The organism is Pseudomonas sp. AC532 (genome assembly GCF_979258965.1).
This window is the reverse complement of sequence record NZ_OZ409888.1, coordinates 3,462,577-3,481,559: the sequence shown is the minus strand read 5'-3', so window position 1 is coordinate 3,481,559 and position 18,983 is coordinate 3,462,577. Positions and strand designations below refer to the sequence as shown.

Genomic DNA, 18,983 nt, shown 5'->3' with positions numbered 1-18,983 from the left:
TGGCCAGCAAGGCCTCGAAGCGCGAGTCGATGGCCGCCAGCTCGGCGTCGATGGCCGCCGTTGAAACGCCCATCAGCACCCTGCCGATCTCCACCCCGCTGGGGCTGATACCGGCCTCCACGAAATACACCGCCGAATCGCGCCTGGCGGCGTCGATCACCTTGTCCAGCGCCCGCTCGCCCGCGCCCTTCTCGAGCAGGCTCTTGACCTGCTCGTTCTGCCGATTGAGATAACGGGTCAGATGGTTGCCTTCGGCGTCGTCGTAGATGACGAACAGCACATTGGGGTTACGCTGTGCTCGCCGGGCGAACTCCGACAACGCAGGAATATCGGAATCCCACATGGCCCGCGGCGCGACAGCCGCCAACAACTGCGCCAGATCATTGGCGGAATCCCTCAGGCTCTTCTCCAGGCTGGCGCGCATCTGCACGCGCTCCTCGCCCAGGCGGCTGGACAACCCTGAAGAGAGGCTTTCGCGAGTGCGCACCGAAAGCGTTCCCAGGCTCGCGGAAACCTCGCGATTGGCCTGCTCCAACTCACTGGAAAGACGCCCGGCATCGCTGCTCAGCTGCCGCTCCAGATCGACCACCAGGCCGTCGACCGTGCTGCGGGTCAACGCCAGCACCACCAACACCTGGGCGAACAGCGCGACGCCCAGGGCAATGAAAACCGGCAGCAATAGACGACTGCGAAACAGCGACAGGACAGCGACCACGGGACATCCTCCGACCGCCAAAGGAGCGGCAACTTCAAGGCAGGATCAAAACGAAAGCAAAGCACGTGCCGAGTAGCGGCACATGGCCAGATTGCGCCCGCGTGCGAGGCCCGTCAAACGAAAACGGGCCGCCCAAGGGCGGCCCGCTTCATGACGCATGCACGGCTCGGGAGCCGTGGCCATTCAGGCGAAGGGGTGGCGCAGCACGATGGTCTCGTTGCGATCCGGCCCGGTGGAGATGATGTCGATCGGCGCACCGACCAGCTCTTCCACACGCTTGATGTAGGCGCGCGCATTGGCCGGCAGCTCTTCCAGGGTCTTGGCACCCAGGGTCGATTCGCTCCAGCCCGGCATTTCTTCGTACACCGGCTCCAGGCCGATGTAACTGTCGGCGTCGGTCGGCGCGTCGATGACAGCACCATTCTCGTTCTTGTAACCCACGCAGATGCGGATGGTTTCAAGGCCGTCGAGCACGTCCAGTTTGGTCAGGCACAGGCCCGAGATACTGTTGACGTCGATGGCGCGACGCAGGATCACGGCATCGAACCAGCCACAGCGACGTGCACGACCGGTGGTCGCGCCGAACTCGTGGCCACGCTTGGCCAGGAACGCACCAATGTCGTCGAACAGTTCCGTGGGGAACGGCCCGGAACCGACGCGGGTGGTGTAGGCCTTGGTGATGCCCAGGATGTAATCCAGGTACATCGGGCCGACGCCAGAACCGGTGGCGATGCCGCCCGCCGTGGTGTTAGAGCTGGTAACGTACGGGTAGGTGCCGTGGTCGATGTCGAGCAGCGAACCCTGGGCACCTTCGAACATGATGTCCTTGCCGGCGCGACGCAGGTTATGCAGTTCGGCGGTAACGTCGAGCATCATCGGCTTGAGCAGCTCAGCGTATTCCATGCACTCGTCGAGAGTGGTCTGGAAGTCGATGGCCGGCTCCTTGTAGTAATTCACCAGCTGGAAGTTGTGGTAGTCCAGCAGCTCGCCGAGCTTGGCCGCGAAGCGTTCACGGTGGAACAGGTCACCGATGCGCAGGCCGCGGCGCGCAACCTTGTCTTCGTAGGCCGGGCCGATGCCGCGACCGGTCGTCCCGATCTTCAGCTCGCCACGGGCTTTCTCGCGGGCCTGATCCAGAGCGACATGGTAGGACAGGATCAGCGGGCAGGACGGGCTGATACGCAGGCGCTCGCGCACCGGCACACCCTTCTCTTCCAGCTTGGTGATCTCGCGTAGCAGCGCGTCAGGCGCAACCACCACACCGTTGCCGATCAGGCATTGCACGCCTTCGCGCAGCACGCCCGAGGGAATCAGGTGCAGCACGGTTTTCTCACCGTCGATCACCAGGGTGTGGCCGGCATTGTGGCCACCCTGATAACGCACGACGGCGGCCGCGTGCTCGGTCAGCAGATCGACGATCTTGCCTTTGCCCTCATCACCCCACTGGGTGCCCAGGACTACGACATTCTTACCCATAACACTTGTCCTCTTCGCGCAAGCTTGAGCCGGTCGCGGCCGGCGAAAGTAATTCAGAATAGACGACCCGGTGGTCACTTAGCCGAGCGCCAGCACCTGCCAGCGACCGTCACGCAATAACAGCTGGCGATCACAGCCAACTTCGGCAGCGGCAGCCAGCTCCTGCCCGGGCAGCGCCTGCACCACGCGCTCGCCCTCGCCACGCAGACGACGCACCGCCTGCCACAGGTAAACGTCGTGGCTGTCGGGCGCCCAGATACCGGCCGGCTCTTCGCCAAGCGGCATATTACCCAGGCTCACCAGTGTCTTGAGGTCGGTGGAAAAGCCGGTAGCCGGGCGCGCCCGGCCGAAGTCGGCACCGATGTCGTCATAGCGGCCACCCTGGGCGATCGCCTGACCAACAGCCGGCACGAACGCGGCAAACACCACACCGGTGTGGTAGTGGTAACCGCGCAGTTCGCCGAGATCGAAATACAGCGGCAATTCCGGATAACGCAGCTCCAGCGCATCGGCGATGGCCACCAGGTCGTCCAGCGCCGCATGCACGTCCTCCGGCGCCTCGACCAGGCAGGCCTGCGCCAGGTCCAGCACGTCGCGACTACCACACAGCTCACCGAGCGCGCGCAGCATGCGCCGCAGAGCATCGGGCAAGGGCTCGGTCAGCGCATCGATTTCATCCATGGCCTTGCGCTGCAGGGCATCGAACAACTGCTGCTCGACCTCGCCCGACAACTCGGCGGCACGCGCCAGGCCGCGGTAGATACCGACATGCCCCAGATCCATGTGCACGTCCGGCACCTCGGCGAGCTCGAGGGTGTCGACCAGCAGGCTGATCACCTCGACGTCACTGGCCGGACTGGCGTCGCCGTACAGCTCGGCGCCCAGCTGGATCGGGCTGCGCGAGGTAGTCAGCGCACGCGGCTGCGCATGCAGCACGCTGCCGGCGTAGCACAGCCGGCTCGGCCCCTCACGACGCAGCGTGTGTGCATCGATGCGCGCCACTTGTGGCGTGATGTCGGCACGAAAGCCCATCTGCCGGCCGGACAGCGGATCGGTCACCTTGAAGGTGCGCAGATCCAGGTCCTGACCGGCACCGGTCAGGAGCGACTCCAGGTACTCGATATGAGGGGTTACCACGAATTCATAGCCCCAGCGCTGGAACAGATCCAGCACCTGACGGCGCGCGACTTCGATGCGCGCGGCTTCCGGGGGCAATACTTCTTCGATCCCATCTGGCAGCAGCCAGCGGTCTACGGTCGCCATTTCGCCATTTCCCTCTTGATTCGGGGGGCACAAGCCTTCAGTGAAGCGGATGGAAAGCCGAACGCGGCAACAGGCCGGTCAGCTCCAGAAACGGGCATCGAGACGATCATTGAATTGATTGCACGAAGCCCCCACGCCAGGGGCGCGGAAAGGGGCAAGGCCAAAAGCCTTGAAAGACAGAACGTAACGCTCAGTTCGTGCCGCATGATTCCCACAGGCGTAAAAAAGCCGGGATTTTCCCGGCTGCCGCATCATACCACGTGAAAAGCCTGACGCCACAAGCTTCAAGCGACAGGCGCGCACGGAGCGCCCCCTATCACTTGCAGCCTGCGGCTCAGAACGCCATCAGGGCTTGGACTTTTCCAGATAACGGAAGAAGTCGCTGCTCGGGTCCAGCACCAGCACATCGCGCTTGTCCGAGAAGCTTTCGCGGTAGGCGTTCAGGCTACGGTAGAAGGAATAGAACTCCTGATCCTGACCGTACGCCTCGGAGTAGATGGCAGCAGCCTGGGCATCACCCTGACCACGCAACTCCTCCGCCTGACGATAGGCCTCGGCAAGCAGCACGCGCTGCTGACGATCAGCGTCGGCACGAATACCTTCTGCCAGCTCCTTACCCTTGGCGCGATGCTCGCGGGCCTCACGCTCACGCTCCGAACTCATGCGATCGAAAACGCTGCGGTTGACTTCCTTGGGCAGGTCGATGGCCTTGACCCGCACATCCACCACCTCGATGCCCAGCTCACGCTGCGCAGCGCGGTTGAGCGACGCGGTCACGTCAGCCATCAGCGCATCACGCTCGCCAGAGACCGACTCGTGCAGGGTGCGCTTACCGAACTGGTCACGCAGCGACGCTTCGAGGCGACGGGAAAGACGCTCGTCGGCAATCTGCTTCATGCCCGAGGTCGCAGTGTAGTAACGCTCCGCATCCAGAACGCGCCACTTGGCATAGGCGTCGACCATCAGCGCCTTCTTTTCCAGGGTCAGAAAGCGCGAGTTGACGGTATCGAGTGTGAGCAGACGCGCATCGAACTTGCGCACCTGGTTCACGTACGGAATCTTCACGTGCAGGCCAGGCTGTACATCCGGCTCGACGATCCGACCGAACTGCAACAGCACCGCACGCTCGGTTTGCGACACGATATAGAAACTGCTCCAGGCGATCAGTGCCAGCACCACCCCTACGATCAGGGTCACCAGTGATTTATTGCTCATCAACGGCTCTCCCTTGTACGCAGGTCGCTCTGCCCGACATTGTTGCCTACGCGTGCGCCAAGATCCGCCGCACCAGCACCGGCACCGGCTGCGTTACCCGGAGCGCTGCTGCCACCACGACTGTCGATCATCTTGTCCAGCGGCAGATAAAGCAGGTTGTTCTGCCCCTTGTCGCCGGTTACCAGCACCTTGCTGGTGTTGCTCATCATCTGCTGCATGGTATCGAGATACAGACGCTCACGCGTGACCTCGGGGGCCTTGCGGTACTCGGCGACCAGGGCCGTGAAGCGGTTCGCCTCACCCTGGGCACGGGAGATCACCTCATCACGATAACCGCTGGCATCCTCGATCAGGCGCTGGGCCTGACCACGCGCTTCCGGCACCACGCCGTTGGCGTAGGTCTCGGCCTGGTTCTTCTCGCGCTGCTCGTCTTCACGGGCACGGATCACGTCATCGAACGCTTCCTGGACCTCGCGCGGCGCCGCGGCGCTCTGCAGGTTCACCTGGGTCACGGTGATACCGGTACGGTAGGTATCGAGGAATCGCTGCAGGCGCTCACGCACGTCACCAGCCATCTGCTCACGGCCTTCGGTCAGCACCTGGTCCATCTCGGTGGAGCCCACCACGTGGCGCACGGCACTGTCGGTCGCATGCTGCAGACTGGTTTCCGGCATGTCGACGTTCAGCACGAAGTCCTGCAGGTTGCTGATCCTGTACTGCACCGTCAGCGGCACTTCGATGATGTTTTCGTCTTCGGTCAACATCTGCCCCTGCTTGCTGTAAGCACGCTCGCGGGTAACGTTTTCCTGAAACTTGCGATCGATCGGCGGGAAATAGATGTTCAGCCCCGGGCCGACCGTCTCGTGGTATTTACCGAAACGCAGCACGACAGCCTGTTCCTGCTCATCGACCACATAGATAGCGTTGTACAGCCAAAAGGCGCCCACCACGGCCAGCGCAACGAACAGCAGGCCGAAACCGCCACCCTTGCCCCTGGAACCATTGTTGTCACTGCCGCGTTTATTGCCGCCACCGAACAAGCCATTGAGGCGGTCCTGCAGCTTGCGGAAGGCTTCGTCGAGATCCGGTGGTCCCTTGCGGTCACCGCCGCCACCGCCGCCGTTACCACGACGACCGCCGCCACCCCAGGGATCCTGATTGTTCGAATTGCCACCCGGCTCATTCCAAGCCATAGCGCTCTCCATACTGATAAAGCAAAGACGCGCCAAAGGGCGCGCCCACCAATGCTACAGAATGCCCGCATCCAGCGGCAAAATCACCGCCGCGGGCTTTATTGCAAAGTGTGTTGCTCGATGAATTCTAGCGGCTGGAGGCCTTCACGGCTGACCAATCGATTCAATTCGACGCGAGGAATGCGCACCTGCAGAAGGCTGCTGCCATCTTCGGCATAGGACTCCTGCTGCACGGCACCCAGTTCAAAGAATTGCGCTCGCAGGCGCGCCAACCGCTGCGGCAAGTGCAGGGTGGCGACGAACAGATCATCGCCCAGCAGCTCGGCAACCGCCTGCTTGAGCAGCTCCAGCCCGCGCCCATCACGGGCCGACAGCCACACCCGCTCTGGCCGCCCGTCAGCACTGCGCTGAATCTGCGGCTCGACACCTTCCAGCAGATCGAGCTTGTTGTAAACCTCGAGCACGGGCAGATCCTGTGCGCCGATCTCGCCCAGCACTGCCAGCACCTGCTCGATCTGCGCCGTACGCTCGGGCTCGTGAGCGTCGATAACGTGCAGCAGCAGATCCGAATTGCTCGATTCCTCGAGCGTGGCGCGGAACGCTTCGACCAGCTTGTGCGGCAGGTGGCGAATGAACCCCACGGTGTCGGCCAGCACCACCGGCCCGAGATCATCGAGCTGCAGGCGGCGCAGTGTTGGATCGAGGGTGGCGAACAGTTGATCGGCGGCGTAGACGTCGGACTCGGTCAGCGCATTGAACAGCGTCGACTTGCCAGCGTTGGTATAGCCGACCAGTGAAACCGAGGGGATGTCGGCACGCCGACGACCCCGGCGTGCCTGCTCACGCTGGCTGCGCACCTTCTCGAGTTTCTGCTTGATCTGGCGAATGCGCACCCGCAGCAGACGGCGGTCGGTTTCCAGCTGGGTTTCACCCGGACCGCGCAGACCGATACCCCCTTTCTGCCGCTCAAGGTGCGTCCAGCCGCGAACCAGGCGCGTGCTCATGTGATCGAGCTGAGCCAGCTCGACCTGCAACTTGCCTTCATGGGTACGCGCGCGCTGGGCGAAGATATCGAGAATCAGGCCCGTACGGTCCAACACGCGACACTCGAAAACTCGCTCGAGGTTGCGCTCCTGGCTGGGCGTAAGGACATGATTGAAGATGACCAGGTCGGCTTCGTGAGCCTTCACCTGATCGCGCAGCTCTTCCACCTTGCCGCTGCCGATAAGGAATTTCGCAGTGGGCCGGCTGTTCGGCACACTGTAAAACGCCACGGCATCGGCACCCGCGGAAAGCGCCAGCTCCTGAAACTCCTGGGGATCCTCGCTCGCCTCGGTGTTCTGGCTATCCAGATGAACCAGGATGGCCCGTTCACCCCCTTCATGGCGCTCGAAGAACAATGCAGCCCCCTGGGTTAGGCGTTGCCAGGCTCGGACTCGGCCTGATCGGATTCGGATGCACTGGGCAGACGAACCGGACGGCTCGGTACCACAGTGGAAATCGCATGCTTGTAGACCATCTGGCTGACGGTGTTCTTCAGCAGGATGACGAACTGGTCGAACGATTCGATCTGGCCCTGCAGCTTGATGCCGTTGACCAGGTAGATGGAAACCGGAACGCGTTCCTTACGCAGGGTATTGAGGTAAGGGTCTTGTAGCGAATGCCCTTTTGACATGTGCCGCACTCCTATGGATCGATAATTGGATAGTTTTTTGAAAGGGTTGCTTAACCAACAAAACGGCTCTGGCACGTCTTCCCCCAAGGATAGACGGCCTGCGGCAAGGTCTCAGCTCAATATGGAGACCGTCGCCAGGTATTTCAAGGCACGTGGCAGATTGTCGCAATCGTGGCTGTCCAGCCAATGCACATTTTCCCAACCACGCAACCAGGTGAACTGCCGCTTCGCCAGTTGACGAGTGGCAATGATACCGCGCTCACGCATCAGCGGCGCGCTCAGGCGCCCTTCCAGATGCTCCCAGACCTGCCGGTAGCCAACCGCCCTTATAGACGGCAACTCGGCATGCAGGTCACCTCGCCGATGCAGGCGTTCGACCTCGGCGACGAAGCCCTGTTCCAGCATGAGATCAAATCGCTGGGCGATTCGTTCGTGCAGAAGCTGGCGCTGGGCCGGCGCCACCGCCAGTTGCGCGACAGTATAGGGGAAACCTCCGGCCGCCGAGCTGGCTTGATTCTGCTGCAAACGCAATTCGCTCATGGTCATGCCGCTGACCCGAAAGACCTCCAGCGCGCGCACCAGCCGCTGTGGGTCGTTGCGGTGGATGCGTGCGGCCGACTGCGGGTCCACCCTGTGCAACTCCTCGTGCAACGCGCCCCAACCCTCGCTCATCCCCTGCGCCTCGAGTGCTGCCCGCACCTCGGCGTCGGCACCGGGCATGTCCGCCAGGCCGTCGAGCAGGGCCTTGAAATACAGCATCGTGCCGCCTACCAGCAGCGGAATGCGCCCACGCGCGGTGATGTCCGCCATGGCCGCCAGCGCATCGCGGCGAAACTCGGCCGCCGAATAGGCTTCGGCCGGGTCACGAATATCCACCAGGTGATGGGGAAACGCCTGCAACGTAGCCTTGTCCGGCTTGGCCGTACCGATATCCATGCCGCGATAGACCAGCGCGGAATCGACACTGACCAGCTCGCACGGCAACACGCGCGCCAGCGCCAGTGCCAGGTCGGTCTTGCCGGCGGCGGTCGGGCCCATCAGGAAGATGGCAGGAGCGAGGGAGGACATCGGCGGGACTCGAAAAACGGCGGCCCATTTTCGGGGCAAGGACCGCCGGCCGCAAGCCTGATGCGCCGGTTACTGGCCGCGCATGAACAATTTGTCCAGTTGGTCCATGCTCATCTGTGTCCAGGTCGGGCGGCCATGGTTGCATTGGCCGCTGCGCTCGGTTTGCTCCATGTCACGCAACAAGCCGTTCATCTCTGGCAGCGTGAGCCGGCGATTGGCGCGCACCGCACCGTGGCAGGCCATGGTGCCGAGCAACTCGTTGAGGTGCGCCTGGATGCGGTCGCTGGTGCCATATTCGAGCAGGTCTGCAAGCACGTCACTCACCAGGCGCGTTGCTTCTGCCTGTTTGAGCAGCGCGGGAATCTGCCGAATCGCCAGGGTTTCCGGCCCCAGCCTTTGCAGTTCAAAGCCGAGTTTCTGGAACCACTGGCCATGCTCCTCGGCACAATCCGCCTCGCGCTGGCTCACGGCGATGGACTCGGGCACCAGCAGCGGCTGGCCGCGCAGGCCCTCGCTGGCCATGGCGACCTTGAGGCGCTCGTACATGATGCGCTCGTGGGCTGCGTGCATGTCCACGACGATCAGCCCGTGGGCACTCTCGGCAAGGATGTAGATGCCTTTGAGCTGGGCGATGGCGTACCCGAGCGGCGGAATGTCGCCCTCGGCGGGCGGCATGGGGGCCTGCGCACCACCGGTCGGCATGGGCGCGAAGAACTCGCGATAGACCCCCTGGGCCTCGGCCGCCGGCAACGACGACTCGCTTCGCTGTCCCTGATAGCCCGCGCCGGGCGAACGCCAGACCGACTCGGCCGGCCGCTCCAGCACACTGGCCGCCAGGCCCATTTCACCCTGCGGCCCGAACTCCCCGGCAGCCTGCCCGGTGGGGCGCAACAGGGTTTCGACGGTAGCGGGCGTGGCCAGTTGGTCTTCCGGCCTCACCTCGCCCAGGGCGCGGTGCAAGGTGCCGTAGAGGAAATCGTGGACCATGCGCCCTTCGCGAAAGCGCACCTCATGCTTGGTCGGATGCACGTTGACGTCCACTGCCGTCGGGTCGATTTCCAGAAACAGCACGAATGTCGGGTGACGGCCGTTGAACAACACGTCGCGATAGGCCTGGCGCACTGCGTGGGCGACCAGCTTGTCGCGCACCATGCGGCCGTTGACGTAGAAATACTGCAGGTCCGCCTGGCTACGCGAGAAGGTCGGCAAACCGACCCAGCCCCACAGGTGAAGGCCGTTGCGCTCTATATCGATGGGCAGCGCCTGCTCGAGAAAACCTGCGCTGCACACCGAGGCGACCCGCCGCGCGCGACTGACGTCGTCATTGGCCTCGTGCAGCGTGAGGACGCTCTTGCCGTTGTGGCGCAGGTGGAAGGCCACGTCGAAACGGGCCAGCGCCAGGCGTTTGATCACTTCCTGCAGGTGATCGAATTCGGTCTTTTCGGCCTTGAGGAACTTGCGCCGCGCCGGCGTGTTGAAGAACAGGTCGCGCACCTCCACCGAGGTGCCGACAGGGTGAGCGGCGGGCTGCACGCGCGGCTGCATGTCACGGCCTTCGGTTTCCACCTGCCAGGCCTGGTCGGCATCGGCGGTTCGCGAGGTCAGGGTCAGGCGCGCCACCGAACTGATGGAGGCCAGCGCCTCGCCGCGAAAGCCCATGCTCATGACCTGCTCGAGATCCTCGAGCTCACGAATCTTGCTGGTAGCGTGGCGCGCCAGGGCCAGCGGCAGATCGTCGGCTGCGATGCCGCGACCGTCATCACGCACTCGCAACAGTTTGACGCCACCCTGCTCCACATCCACATCAACGCGCCTGGCACCGGAGTCCAGGCTGTTTTCGAGCAATTCCTTGATCACCGACGCGGGACGCTCTACCACTTCACCGGCGGCGATCTGGTTCGCCAACCGCGGGCTCAGCAGTTGGATACGGCCTGCTTCACTCATGGTTGCGCAGCCAGCGAGGTCGCGGGGATGTGCAGCGTCTGGCCGACCTTGATGACGTCGGATTTCAGCGAATTGGCCGACCGCAGTGTCGCCAGGCCGATCTGGTAACGCTGGGCAATCAGCGCCAGGCTCTCCCCGGACCTGACCACATGCTCACGCGCGCTCTGGGCGATCTTGCCGTTGTCACGCAGCCAGGCGATGTAGGTACCAGGCGGCGGGTTCTGCTCGAAGAACTGCTTGACGCCGGTGACGATAGAACGCGACAGGGTCTTCTGGTGCGCGGCGGTGAACAGCTTGCGCGCCTCGCTGGGATTGGAGATGAAGCCGGTTTCCACCAGGATCGAGGGGATGTCCGGCGACTTCAGCACCATGAAACCGGCCTGCTCGACACGGCGCTTGTGCAGCGGGGTGATCTGGCCCATCTGGCCAAGTACCTTCTGGCCGACGTTGAGGCTCGACGAAAGCGAGGCGGTCATCGACAAGTCCAGCAGCACGCCGGCGAGCATTCGGTCCTTGTCTTCGAGGCTGACATTGCCGGCCCCACCGATCAGGTCGGACTGGTTTTCCGCATCGGCCAGCCAGCGCGCGGTTTCCGAGGTGGCGCCTCGATCCGACAGCGCATACACCGATGCACCGAAGGCGGCGGCGCGAGGCGCGGCATCGGCGTGGATGGACACGAACAGATCGGCGCCCTTCTTGCGCGCGATCTCGGTGCGCTTGCGCAATGGGATGAAATAATCGCCCGTGCGTACCAACTCGCCGCGAAAGCCCTTCTCGGCGTTGATCTGGCGCTGCAACTCCTTGGCAATGGACAGCGTCACGTGCTTCTCGAACTGGCCCTTGACCGGCCCCAGGGCGCCCGGATCCTCACCGCCGTGACCGGCGTCGATAGCGATCACGATATCGCGCTTGCCACCGGGAACGGGCGCCAGCTTGGGTGGCGCCTGGGTTGGCGTGACCGGCACCGGCGGCGCGCTGGCCGTGGTGGTCGATGGCAAGCTTGGCGCAGCTCCGGACGGCTGATCGAACAGATCGACGACCAGACGGTGGCCGTACTGCTGATTGGGCGCCAGGGTAAAGCTCTTCGGCGTGACCTGGGACGACAGGTCGATGACCACGCGCAGGTCGTCAGGCGTACGCTGCGCCGAGCGCACTGACGTGATCGGTGTATTGCTCAGGGCCAGCTTGTCGAGCTCGGTGACCAGCTTGGCGCCGCTGATATCGATGACGATACGATCGGGCGCCGCCAGGGTGAAGACGCTGTGCTGCACCGGCCCGGACAGATCGAAGACCAGTCGAGTGTTGTCCGGCGCGCGCCACAGGCGAACGCTGCGCACATCTGACGCGGCCCATACGTCGGCTGCCATGACCGCCAACATCAGCCCGACCGCGATCAATCGCGCGCCTATGCGCATACCCGCCCCCAAATTCGTGTTCATGCTCCGGCAGCCAACACGGCACACCAGCTGTCACCCTTCGCGCCATGACTGCGAAGTAGCAGCGACCGGCCACCCGATCGCGGGGTAATGGTAATGGCCATGTCAGCCTTTGGCAAAACGCCTGCGCCGCGCTGCGGCCACTCGATGAGGCACAGCGCATCGCCTTCGAAGTAATCGCGAATACCGAGAAATTCCAATTCCTCTGGATCGACCAGTCGATAGAGGTCGAAATGGTAGGCGCGCACCGCGCCGATTTCGTAGGGCTCGACCAGGGTGAAGGTCGGGCTTTTGACCGCGCCCTGGTGCCCCAGGCCCCGCAGCATGCCGCGTGACAGCGTGGTCTTGCCTGCGCCCAGGTCGCCTTCGAGGAAAATCACCCCACGCCCAGCAGTGACCGAGGCAATGCGCGCGCCGAGCGCCAGCATGGCCTCTTCATCGGCGGCGAACAGTTCTATTTCGGACAAGCGGCTCGCTCCTGTAACAAATGGCGGATAGCGTCGCACAGATCGCTGGCCGCCAGACCATTTCCTTTCTCTGCCAGGTACTCGCCGGCGCCTGCATGCACCCACACGCCGAGGCAGGCGGCGTCCCAGGGCGGGCAGCCCTGGGCAATCAGCGCGCCGATCAGCCCGGCCAACACGTCGCCCAGACCGGCACCGGCCATGACCGGGTCGCCACGATCACAGACCCGCAAGCGGCCGCCCGGGTCGGCGACCAACGTGCCAGCACCTTTAAGCACCCAGATCACCTGGTAGCGCCGCGCCAGCGCCCTGGCGGCTGCCGGCCGGTCAGCCTGCAGCGCTCCGGTTGAAATGCCCAGCAGACGCGCCGCCTCGCCCGGATGCGGCGTGATCACGCTACCTGGCGCAATGCCAACCGCGCCTGCGGCGAGCAGGTTGAGGGCGTCGGCATCCCACACCTGGGCAGCAGACGACGCCGCAGCGGCCGACAGCAGGCTGCGCGCCCAGGCGCCTTGACCGAGACCCGGCCCCACGACCCAGACCGATACCTTGCCCGCCAGGTCGTGTAACTGGTTGGCTGAGGCAACGGCCAGGCTCATCACCTCCGGCAGTCGGGCCTGCGCGGCACCGATATGCTCGGCGCGAGTTGCCAGCGACACCATGCCGGCACCGCTACGCAACGCGCTTTGCGCTGAAAGCAGCGCGGCGCCGCCCGTGCCGTGGTCACCGCCCACTACCAGCAGGTGACCGAGCCGTCCCTTGTGGGTGGCCGGCTGGCGCTCAGGCACCCGCGGCAGCAGGGGGCCAGCCAGCCGCTCGGCGACCGCCTGCTGCTCGGCGACGATGGCCGGCTCGGCCTGCAGGTCGTCGAACACCAGGGCGCCAACATGATCGAGGGCCTGCCCGACCAGCAAACCGATCTTCAGGCCGATCAGGGTCACGGTGAGCTGCGCCTTCACTGCCACGCCCAATTCATGGCCGGTGTCGGCACAAATACCCGAAGGGATATCCACCGCCAGCACGGCGCAGCCACTGCGATTGATCCACTCGATCGCCGCAGCGTAAGGCTCGCGCACGGCGCCGGACAGCCCCGTACCCAGCAGCGCATCGACCAACACGCCTTGCGGCGTATGTTCCCGTTGCCAGGAACGCACATCGACCCCGGCGACCAGGGCTTCATCGCGTGCCCGGGCTGCGTCACCCTGCAGGCGCTGCGCCTCGCTCACGGCCAATACCCGAACCTGCCACCCCGCACGCAGCGCCAGTGCGGCCACCAGGTAACCGTCGCCCGCGTTGTTGCCGTGCCCGGCCAGCACGGTGAGCGCGCCGGCGTCCGGCCACTGACGCCGCAGGGCGCGCCAGATGGCGTGTGCAGCACGTTGCATGAGCGCGAAACCCGGCGTGCCGGCCGCGATCAGCCGGGCATCCAGCGCGCGCACCTGGGCACCGCAATAGAGGGCGGTGGGTAGATCGTCTGATGAATGCCACATGCCTGAGCTCCGATGTCTGGCAGAATTATACGCCGCTCACTGCAGATTCCCGCCCAGCATGACCAACGCCACCCCCGACCTCGCCCGCCTCGCCCAGTCCATCAAGGAGTGGGGCCGTGAGCTGGGCTTCCAGCAGGTGGGCATCAGCGGCCTGGAGCTGGGCGAACACGAGGCGCACCTGCAACGCTGGCTGGAAGCCGGTTACCAGGGCGAGATGGACTATATGGCCGCGCATGGCCGTAAACGTTCACATCCAGACGAGCTGGTGCCCGGCACGCTGCGGGTGGTGTCGCTGCGCATGGATTACCTGCCCGGCGACACGCAGATGGCCCAGCGCCTGCAAGAGCCGGAAAAAGCCTACGTGTCGCGTTATGCGCTGGGCCGTGATTACCACAAGCTGATCCGCAAACGCCTGCAACAACTGGCCGAACGTATCCAGCAGGCCATCGGGCCATTCGGCTACCGCGCCTTCGTCGACAGCGCGCCGGTGCTGGAAAAGGCCATCGCCGAACAGTCCGGCCTCGGCTGGATCGGCAAGAACACCCTGGTGCTCAACCGCAAGGCCGGCAGCTATTTCTTTCTCGGTGAACTGTTCGTCGACATCCCGCTGCCCGAAGACGCGCCCCATGCCAGCGAGCACTGCGGCCGCTGCAGCGCCTGCCTGGACGTATGCCCCACCGCTGCGTTCGTCGGCCCCTACCTGCTCGATGCGCGGCGCTGCATCTCCTACCTGACCATCGAGCTGAAGGGACCGATTCCTAAAGACTTGCGTGCACCGATCGGCAATCGCGTGTTCGGCTGCGACGACTGCCAGATGGTCTGCCCCTGGAACCGTTTCGCCAAGGCCACCGAGCAGAACGACTTCCAGCCGCGCCACAGCCTCGACAACGCGGAGCTGGCCGAGCTGTTTCGCTGGAGCGAGGAGGAGTTTCTCAGCCGCACCGAAGGCTCACCGCTGCGCCGCGCCGGCTACGAACGCTGGCTGCGCAACCTGGCGGTGGGCCTGGGCAATGCACCGTCGAGCATTCCGGTGCTGGAGGCGCTGGAGGCTCGCCGCGGCTATCCGTCGGAGCTGGTGCGCGAGCATGTGGAGTGGGCGCTGGAACAACATGCGAGGCGCGCTGGCAGCTTTAATCAGGAGCCCGGGTTAGCGTAGCGATACCCGGGACGGCGCAACTCCGGGCGTCCCGGTTACCTCTGTGGCCAATCGAGCGATACGCAGGACCGGCCTGGCAGTCGAGCGTTGTGGGCTCAGACCTTGAGCAGGTGCTGACGGTAATACTTGAGTTCGGCGATCGACTCGCGAATGTCGTCCAGCGCCTGGTGGCTGCCGGTTTTCAGGAAACCGTCCTTGACGCCCGGCGCCCAGCGTTCGGCGAGGATCTTCAGGGTCGAGACGTCCAGGTAGCGGTAGTGGAAGTAGGCTTCCAGCGTCGGCATGTATCGGTAGAGGAAGCGGCGGTCCTGGCCGATGCTGTTGCCGCAGATAGGCGACTTGCCCTTCGGCACCCACTTCTCCAGAAACGCGATGGTTTGCGCCTCGGCCTCTGCCTGGCCGATGCGGCTCTCGCGCACGCGCTGGGTCAACCCACTGGCACCATGGGTGCGGGTGTTCCACTCGTCCATGGCAGCCAGGCGCTCATCGCTCTGGTGCACGGCGATCACCGGCCCCTCGGCCAGCACGTTGAGCTCGGTATCGGTAACGATGGTGGCCATTTCGATGATCACGTCCGTCTCGGGATCGAGGCCGGTCATTTCCAGGTCGATCCAGATCAGGTTCTGTGGATTCTGCATGCTGCGCTCCTTTGTAGGGCCGCCATTCTAGCAGGCCATGGAAAAACATCGACGAGGCCGCCGGCGCAACACCGATGGGGCCGCCGGTGATACCGCAGGCCCCGGGCGCGCAGGCCAACCCGCCCTCAGCGCCGCGATGGCCGCACCGAGGGCTGTTCGACCGGCTGCGCGTCGATTTCCCAGAGCAGCAGGCGAGAGTCGCGCCAATCCTTCAGCGCCACCACGCGCTGCGGCGCTACGCCGGGGATTTCGAAGCTGTTGCTGATCAGCCAGGCACCGGCCGGCAATTCGGCGCGCGCCTTGGCCCACAGCGAGGGCATGGGCGCAGGAGACAGGAAGCAGTAGGCCACATCAATCACAGCCAGGTCGCTGCGCCAGAGGTTCTGGTAGCGAATCCGGCAATTGCGCCGGGCCAGGCTGCGCAGCCGTGCGATGACATAGGAAAGCGGAGCGGTTTCCACCCCGGTGAACTGCGCATCGGGAAACCGCCGCGCCAGCCATAACAATGTGCCCGCCGGCCCGCAGCCGAGGTCGACGAAGGTGAAGCGCCCGCCGCGCTCCTCCAGCAGTCGGGCCAATGCACGGCGGCTGCCGGCCCCGGTGAGGTACAAGGGCACGCGCTCACCGATGCTGTTCCAGTTGAGCAGCAGCAACAGCAGGAAACCGAGCAGGAACAACCAGGATGGCAACGGCGCGCCGCTGGCCAGCAGTAACCCCGGCACGAACACCAGGTTGAGCCAGAACCACCAGCGTGACAGACCCAGCCAGCGAGCCAGGCTGGCCGCCAGCAAGCCGTGCAGCAGACCGGCTGCCAGCAGGCTCGGCCGCCAGCCCGACAGCGTCGCGGCCGCCACGATCGTCAAGCCCATGCACAGGGTGACGGCCAACTGGATCAGCAAGGCCAGCAGGGCGGGGTAGCGTTCCCCCAGGCGGTGCAGGGTGCGATGAGGGGCAGCCATGTCCGTGAGGCTCGATGAAAGATGGACCGCCAGTCTAGGGGCTGTTGGCGTTTCACGCACGGCCCCATTGGCGGGCCGACGCCCCCCCGGCCGGCATCGGCAAATTGCCGCCCCTGGACATGCTAGACTCGCGTTCATTTTCAGCGCATCACACACTCGGAAGACCCATGGCCAAACGCCAACTCAACCGCCGGCAAAACTGGCGCATCGAAAAAATCCAGGGTGAGCGCGCCGCGCGTGCCGCCAAGCGCGAATCACGCGTGGTGGAAACCCTGGAGGGCGGCGACCTCGGCCCGGAACAGACCGGCCTGGTGATCGCTCACTTCGGCGTGCAGGTGGAGGTCGAGGCAACGGATGGCGAACTGGCGGGACAGGTATTCCGCTGCCACCTACGCGCCAACCTGCCCACCCTGGTGACCGGCGACCGGGTGGTGTGGCGCCCCGGCAACCAGGGTATCGGCGTGATCGTCGCGCAGTTGCCGCGCGACACCGAACTGTGCCGCCCGGACACTCGCGGCCAGCTGAAACCGGTGGCGGCCAACGTCGACCTGATCGTCATCGTCTTCGCGCCGCTGCCCGAGCCCCATGCCAACCTGATCGACCGCTATCTGGTTGCAGCCGAACACGCCGGCATTCGCCCCCTGCTGCTGCTCAATAAGGCAGACCTGATCGACGCGCAGAACGAAACGGCCCTTAACGCGCTGCTTGGCGTGTACCGCCAACTGGGTTACCCGCTGCTGGAAGTGTCTGCGCTGGAGGGTGACGGCATGGAGCAGCTCAAGCAGCAGCTGGACGGCAACATCAGCGTATTCGTCGGCCAGTCCGGCGTGGGCAAGTCGTCGCTGGTCAACAGCCTGCTGCCAGGTGTCGATACCCGGGTGGGACCGCTGTCCGAGCTGACCGGCAAAGGCACGCACACCACCACCACGGCGCGGCTGTTCCACTTTCCCGGTGGCGGCCAGTTGATCGATTCACCGGGTATTCGCGAGTTCGGCCTGGTGCACGTGAGCCGTGACGATGTGGAGGCCGGCTTCATCGAGTTCGCCGACCTGCTCGGCCATTGTCGCTTTCGCGACTGCAAGCATGACCGCGAGCCCGGCTGCGCGCTGCTCAAGGCGCTGGAGGATGGCCGCATTCAACCGCAACGGATGAACAGCTACCGGCATATTCTGGCCAGCCTGCCGGAATCGGAATACTGAGGAGCGGCGAGCGGCTGCCGCTTGCAGGAAGGGCGCCACTCAGGCGCCCGGATGTGCCGCGCAGCCGCCGGGCTGACTACTCCGTTGGCTGATCCATCTGCAGCGTGCCGTCCTCGAAGATGTTCAGCCGTTCGCGTACCTGCTCGCTGGACAGCGGCTCGCCAGCAGGCGCCGCACCGGCAGGTGCACCCGGCGCCGGATCGGGCAGCAGTTCGCCGCCGCTCTGCTCGCCTTCGATATCGCGCTGGGCCTTCTTGTTCAGCACCACGATGTCGATACGCCGGTTGACCGGGTTGAACGGGTCGTCGCGGTCGAACAGTGCCGACGACGCATAGCCGACCACCCGCGCTACCTGCGCATCCTCGTAGCCGGCAGCAATCAACACGCGCCGCGCCGCGTTGGCGCGGTTGGCCGACAGCTCCCAGTTGCCGAAGCCGCCCGCCCCGGCGAACGGCTTGGCATCGGTGTGGCCGCTGATGCTGATCTTGTTCGGCACAGCCTTGATGGTGTCGGTCAGGGCAAACAGGATGTCTTCGAAATAGGGCTGCAACTGCGCGCTGCCGAGGGCGAACATGGGCCGGTTTTCGGCATCGACGATCTGGATGCGCAGGCCGTCCTGAGTGATCTCGAAGAGGATCTGGTCCTTGAAGCGCTGCAGTTGCGGGTCCAGTTCGACCTTGTTCTGCAATTCCTGAAGCAGCAGCTCCAGGCGTTCGCGCTCCACCTCTGCGGCCTTGGCCTCGGCCTGTTCGGCGTCCAGCTCGGCGGGGTCTTTGGGATCGGTGTCGGCTTCGTCGCCCGGTGCTTCCTGGGGCTGCTCGTTGAGGGTGCGGTCCGGCGACGGCGTCGGTGAACCGCCAAGGTCGATCACATAGGGACTGGCACTCTCGGAAAAGCCGATGGGGTCCTTGAAGTAACCGGAGATCAACTTCTTCTGCTCGGGGGTGGCTGAGGACATCAGCCACATCACCATGAAAAAGGCCATCATCGCCGTAGCGAAGTCGGCAAAGGCGATTTTCCAGGCGCCACCGTGGTGGCCCCCGGCAACCTTCTTGACCCGCTTGACGATAATCGGCTGATTGTTTTCCATGG

16 protein-coding genes are annotated in these 18,983 nt (G+C 64.6%); 2 read left to right on the top strand and 14 right to left on the bottom strand.

Translation table 11 applies throughout. The annotated features are described in order from the left end of the window. Positions 1-898: 898 nt before the first annotated feature. From ACZ0AV_RS16280 to ACZ0AV_RS16230, 11 genes are all read right to left on the bottom strand, one after another. Positions 899-2,191: an adenylosuccinate synthase gene (locus ACZ0AV_RS16280; RefSeq protein ID WP_499151990.1), complete on the bottom strand. Its 1,293-nt coding sequence runs from the start codon at positions 2,189-2,191 to the stop codon at positions 899-901. A gap of 78 nt (positions 2,192-2,269) precedes the next feature. Beyond that, positions 2,270-3,454: an ATP phosphoribosyltransferase regulatory subunit gene (locus ACZ0AV_RS16275; protein ID WP_499151989.1), complete on the bottom strand. Its 1,185-nt coding sequence runs from the start codon at positions 3,452-3,454 to the stop codon at positions 2,270-2,272. 345 nt (positions 3,455-3,799) lie between these two features. Then, positions 3,800-4,669: a protease modulator HflC gene (gene hflC / locus ACZ0AV_RS16270; RefSeq protein WP_499151988.1), complete on the bottom strand. Its 870-nt coding sequence runs from the start codon at positions 4,667-4,669 to the stop codon at positions 3,800-3,802. Then, positions 4,669-5,862 (bottom strand): FtsH protease activity modulator HflK, encoded by a 1,194-nt coding sequence (gene hflK, locus ACZ0AV_RS16265; protein WP_499151987.1) that lies wholly within the window; start codon positions 5,860-5,862, stop codon positions 4,669-4,671. Before hflK ends, hflC begins: the two co-directional genes overlap by 1 nt. Positions 5,863-5,960: 98 nt before the next feature. Then, positions 5,961-7,262 carry a ribosome rescue GTPase HflX gene (gene hflX, locus ACZ0AV_RS16260; protein WP_499151986.1) on the bottom strand — a complete coding sequence of 434 codons (1,302 nt, stop codon included), beginning with the start codon at positions 7,260-7,262 and terminating at the stop codon, positions 5,961-5,963. Positions 7,263-7,276: 14 nt separating this feature from the next. Then, complete coding sequence (gene hfq, locus ACZ0AV_RS16255) at positions 7,277-7,537, bottom strand: RNA chaperone Hfq (protein WP_070885212.1); 261 nt, start codon at positions 7,535-7,537, stop codon at positions 7,277-7,279. 111 nt (positions 7,538-7,648) lie between these two features. Then, positions 7,649-8,605 (bottom strand): tRNA (adenosine(37)-N6)-dimethylallyltransferase MiaA, encoded by a 957-nt coding sequence (gene miaA, locus ACZ0AV_RS16250; RefSeq protein WP_499151985.1) that lies wholly within the window; start codon positions 8,603-8,605, stop codon positions 7,649-7,651. 69 nt (positions 8,606-8,674) lie between these two features. Then, positions 8,675-10,549: a DNA mismatch repair endonuclease MutL gene (gene mutL / locus ACZ0AV_RS16245; protein ID WP_499151984.1), complete on the bottom strand. Its 1,875-nt coding sequence runs from the start codon at positions 10,547-10,549 to the stop codon at positions 8,675-8,677. After that, the gene (locus ACZ0AV_RS16240; protein WP_499153378.1) at positions 10,546-11,976 is read right to left on the bottom strand and encodes an N-acetylmuramoyl-L-alanine amidase; all 1,431 of its coding nucleotides are present in this window, start codon (positions 11,974-11,976) and stop codon (positions 10,546-10,548) included. Before ACZ0AV_RS16240 ends, mutL begins: the two co-directional genes overlap by 4 nt. A gap of 8 nt (positions 11,977-11,984) precedes the next feature. Further along, positions 11,985-12,452: a tRNA (adenosine(37)-N6)-threonylcarbamoyltransferase complex ATPase subunit type 1 TsaE gene (tsaE, locus tag ACZ0AV_RS16235; protein WP_499151983.1), complete on the bottom strand. Its 468-nt coding sequence runs from the start codon at positions 12,450-12,452 to the stop codon at positions 11,985-11,987. After that, on the bottom strand, positions 12,440-13,939 hold the full coding sequence (locus tag ACZ0AV_RS16230) for an NAD(P)H-hydrate dehydratase (RefSeq protein WP_499151982.1): 1,500 nt from the start codon (positions 13,937-13,939) through the stop codon (positions 12,440-12,442). Before ACZ0AV_RS16230 ends, tsaE begins: the two co-directional genes overlap by 13 nt. 58 nt (positions 13,940-13,997) lie before the next feature. Here ACZ0AV_RS16230 and queG point away from each other — a divergent pair, with 58 nt between their 5' ends. Then, positions 13,998-15,095, top strand: a complete 1,098-nt coding sequence (gene queG, locus ACZ0AV_RS16225; RefSeq protein ID WP_499151981.1) for a tRNA epoxyqueuosine(34) reductase QueG — start codon at positions 13,998-14,000, stop codon at positions 15,093-15,095. A 95-nt stretch (positions 15,096-15,190) separates the two neighbouring features. On the opposite strand, the gene orn is transcribed toward queG, so the two are convergent. Together orn and ACZ0AV_RS16215 are read right to left on the bottom strand one after the other, a co-directional pair. After that, entirely contained in the window at positions 15,191-15,733 is a 543-nt protein-coding gene (gene orn / locus ACZ0AV_RS16220; protein ID WP_499151980.1) for an oligoribonuclease, read from the bottom strand. Positions 15,734-15,858: 125 nt separating this feature from the next. Next, a complete protein-coding gene (locus ACZ0AV_RS16215) occupies positions 15,859-16,692 on the bottom strand; it encodes a class I SAM-dependent methyltransferase (RefSeq protein ID WP_499151979.1) in 834 nt (277 codons plus the stop codon). Positions 16,693-16,859: 167 nt separating this feature from the next. Here ACZ0AV_RS16215 and rsgA point away from each other — a divergent pair, with 167 nt between their 5' ends. After that, entirely contained in the window at positions 16,860-17,891 is a 1,032-nt protein-coding gene (gene rsgA / locus ACZ0AV_RS16210) for a small ribosomal subunit biogenesis GTPase RsgA (protein ID WP_499151978.1), read from the top strand. A 76-nt stretch (positions 17,892-17,967) separates the two neighbouring features. On the opposite strand, the gene motB is transcribed toward rsgA, so the two are convergent. Further along, the gene (motB, locus tag ACZ0AV_RS16205) at positions 17,968-18,981 is read right to left on the bottom strand and encodes a flagellar motor protein MotB (protein ID WP_499151977.1); all 1,014 of its coding nucleotides are present in this window, start codon (positions 18,979-18,981) and stop codon (positions 17,968-17,970) included. Positions 18,982-18,983 lie beyond the last annotated feature (2 nt).

Coding starts and splice junctions, on each gene's coding strand:
- miaA (WP_499151985.1), bottom strand. CDS start 8,605: ATGTCCTCCCTCGCTCCTGCCATCTTCCTGATGGGCCCGACCGCCGCC.
- hfq (WP_070885212.1), bottom strand. CDS start 7,537: ATGTCAAAAGGGCATTCGCTACAAGACCCTTACCTCAATACCCTGCGT.
- ACZ0AV_RS16280 (WP_499151990.1), bottom strand. CDS start 2,191: ATGGGTAAGAATGTCGTAGTCCTGGGCACCCAGTGGGGTGATGAGGGC.
- ACZ0AV_RS16215 (WP_499151979.1), bottom strand. CDS start 16,692: ATGGCTGCCCCTCATCGCACCCTGCACCGCCTGGGGGAACGCTACCCC.
- ACZ0AV_RS16275 (WP_499151989.1), bottom strand. CDS start 3,454: ATGGCGACCGTAGACCGCTGGCTGCTGCCAGATGGGATCGAAGAAGTA.
- hflK (WP_499151987.1), bottom strand. CDS start 5,862: ATGGCTTGGAATGAGCCGGGTGGCAATTCGAACAATCAGGATCCCTGG.
- ACZ0AV_RS16230 (WP_499151982.1), bottom strand. CDS start 13,939: ATGTGGCATTCATCAGACGATCTACCCACCGCCCTCTATTGCGGTGCC.
- queG (WP_499151981.1), top strand. CDS start 13,998: ATGACCAACGCCACCCCCGACCTCGCCCGCCTCGCCCAGTCCATCAAG.
- motB (WP_499151977.1), bottom strand. CDS start 18,981: ATGGAAAACAATCAGCCGATTATCGTCAAGCGGGTCAAGAAGGTTGCC.
- orn (WP_499151980.1), bottom strand. CDS start 15,733: ATGCAGAATCCACAGAACCTGATCTGGATCGACCTGGAAATGACCGGC.
- mutL (WP_499151984.1), bottom strand. CDS start 10,549: ATGAGTGAAGCAGGCCGTATCCAACTGCTGAGCCCGCGGTTGGCGAAC.
- rsgA (WP_499151978.1), top strand. CDS start 16,860: ATGGCCAAACGCCAACTCAACCGCCGGCAAAACTGGCGCATCGAAAAA.
- hflC (WP_499151988.1), bottom strand. CDS start 4,669: ATGAGCAATAAATCACTGGTGACCCTGATCGTAGGGGTGGTGCTGGCA.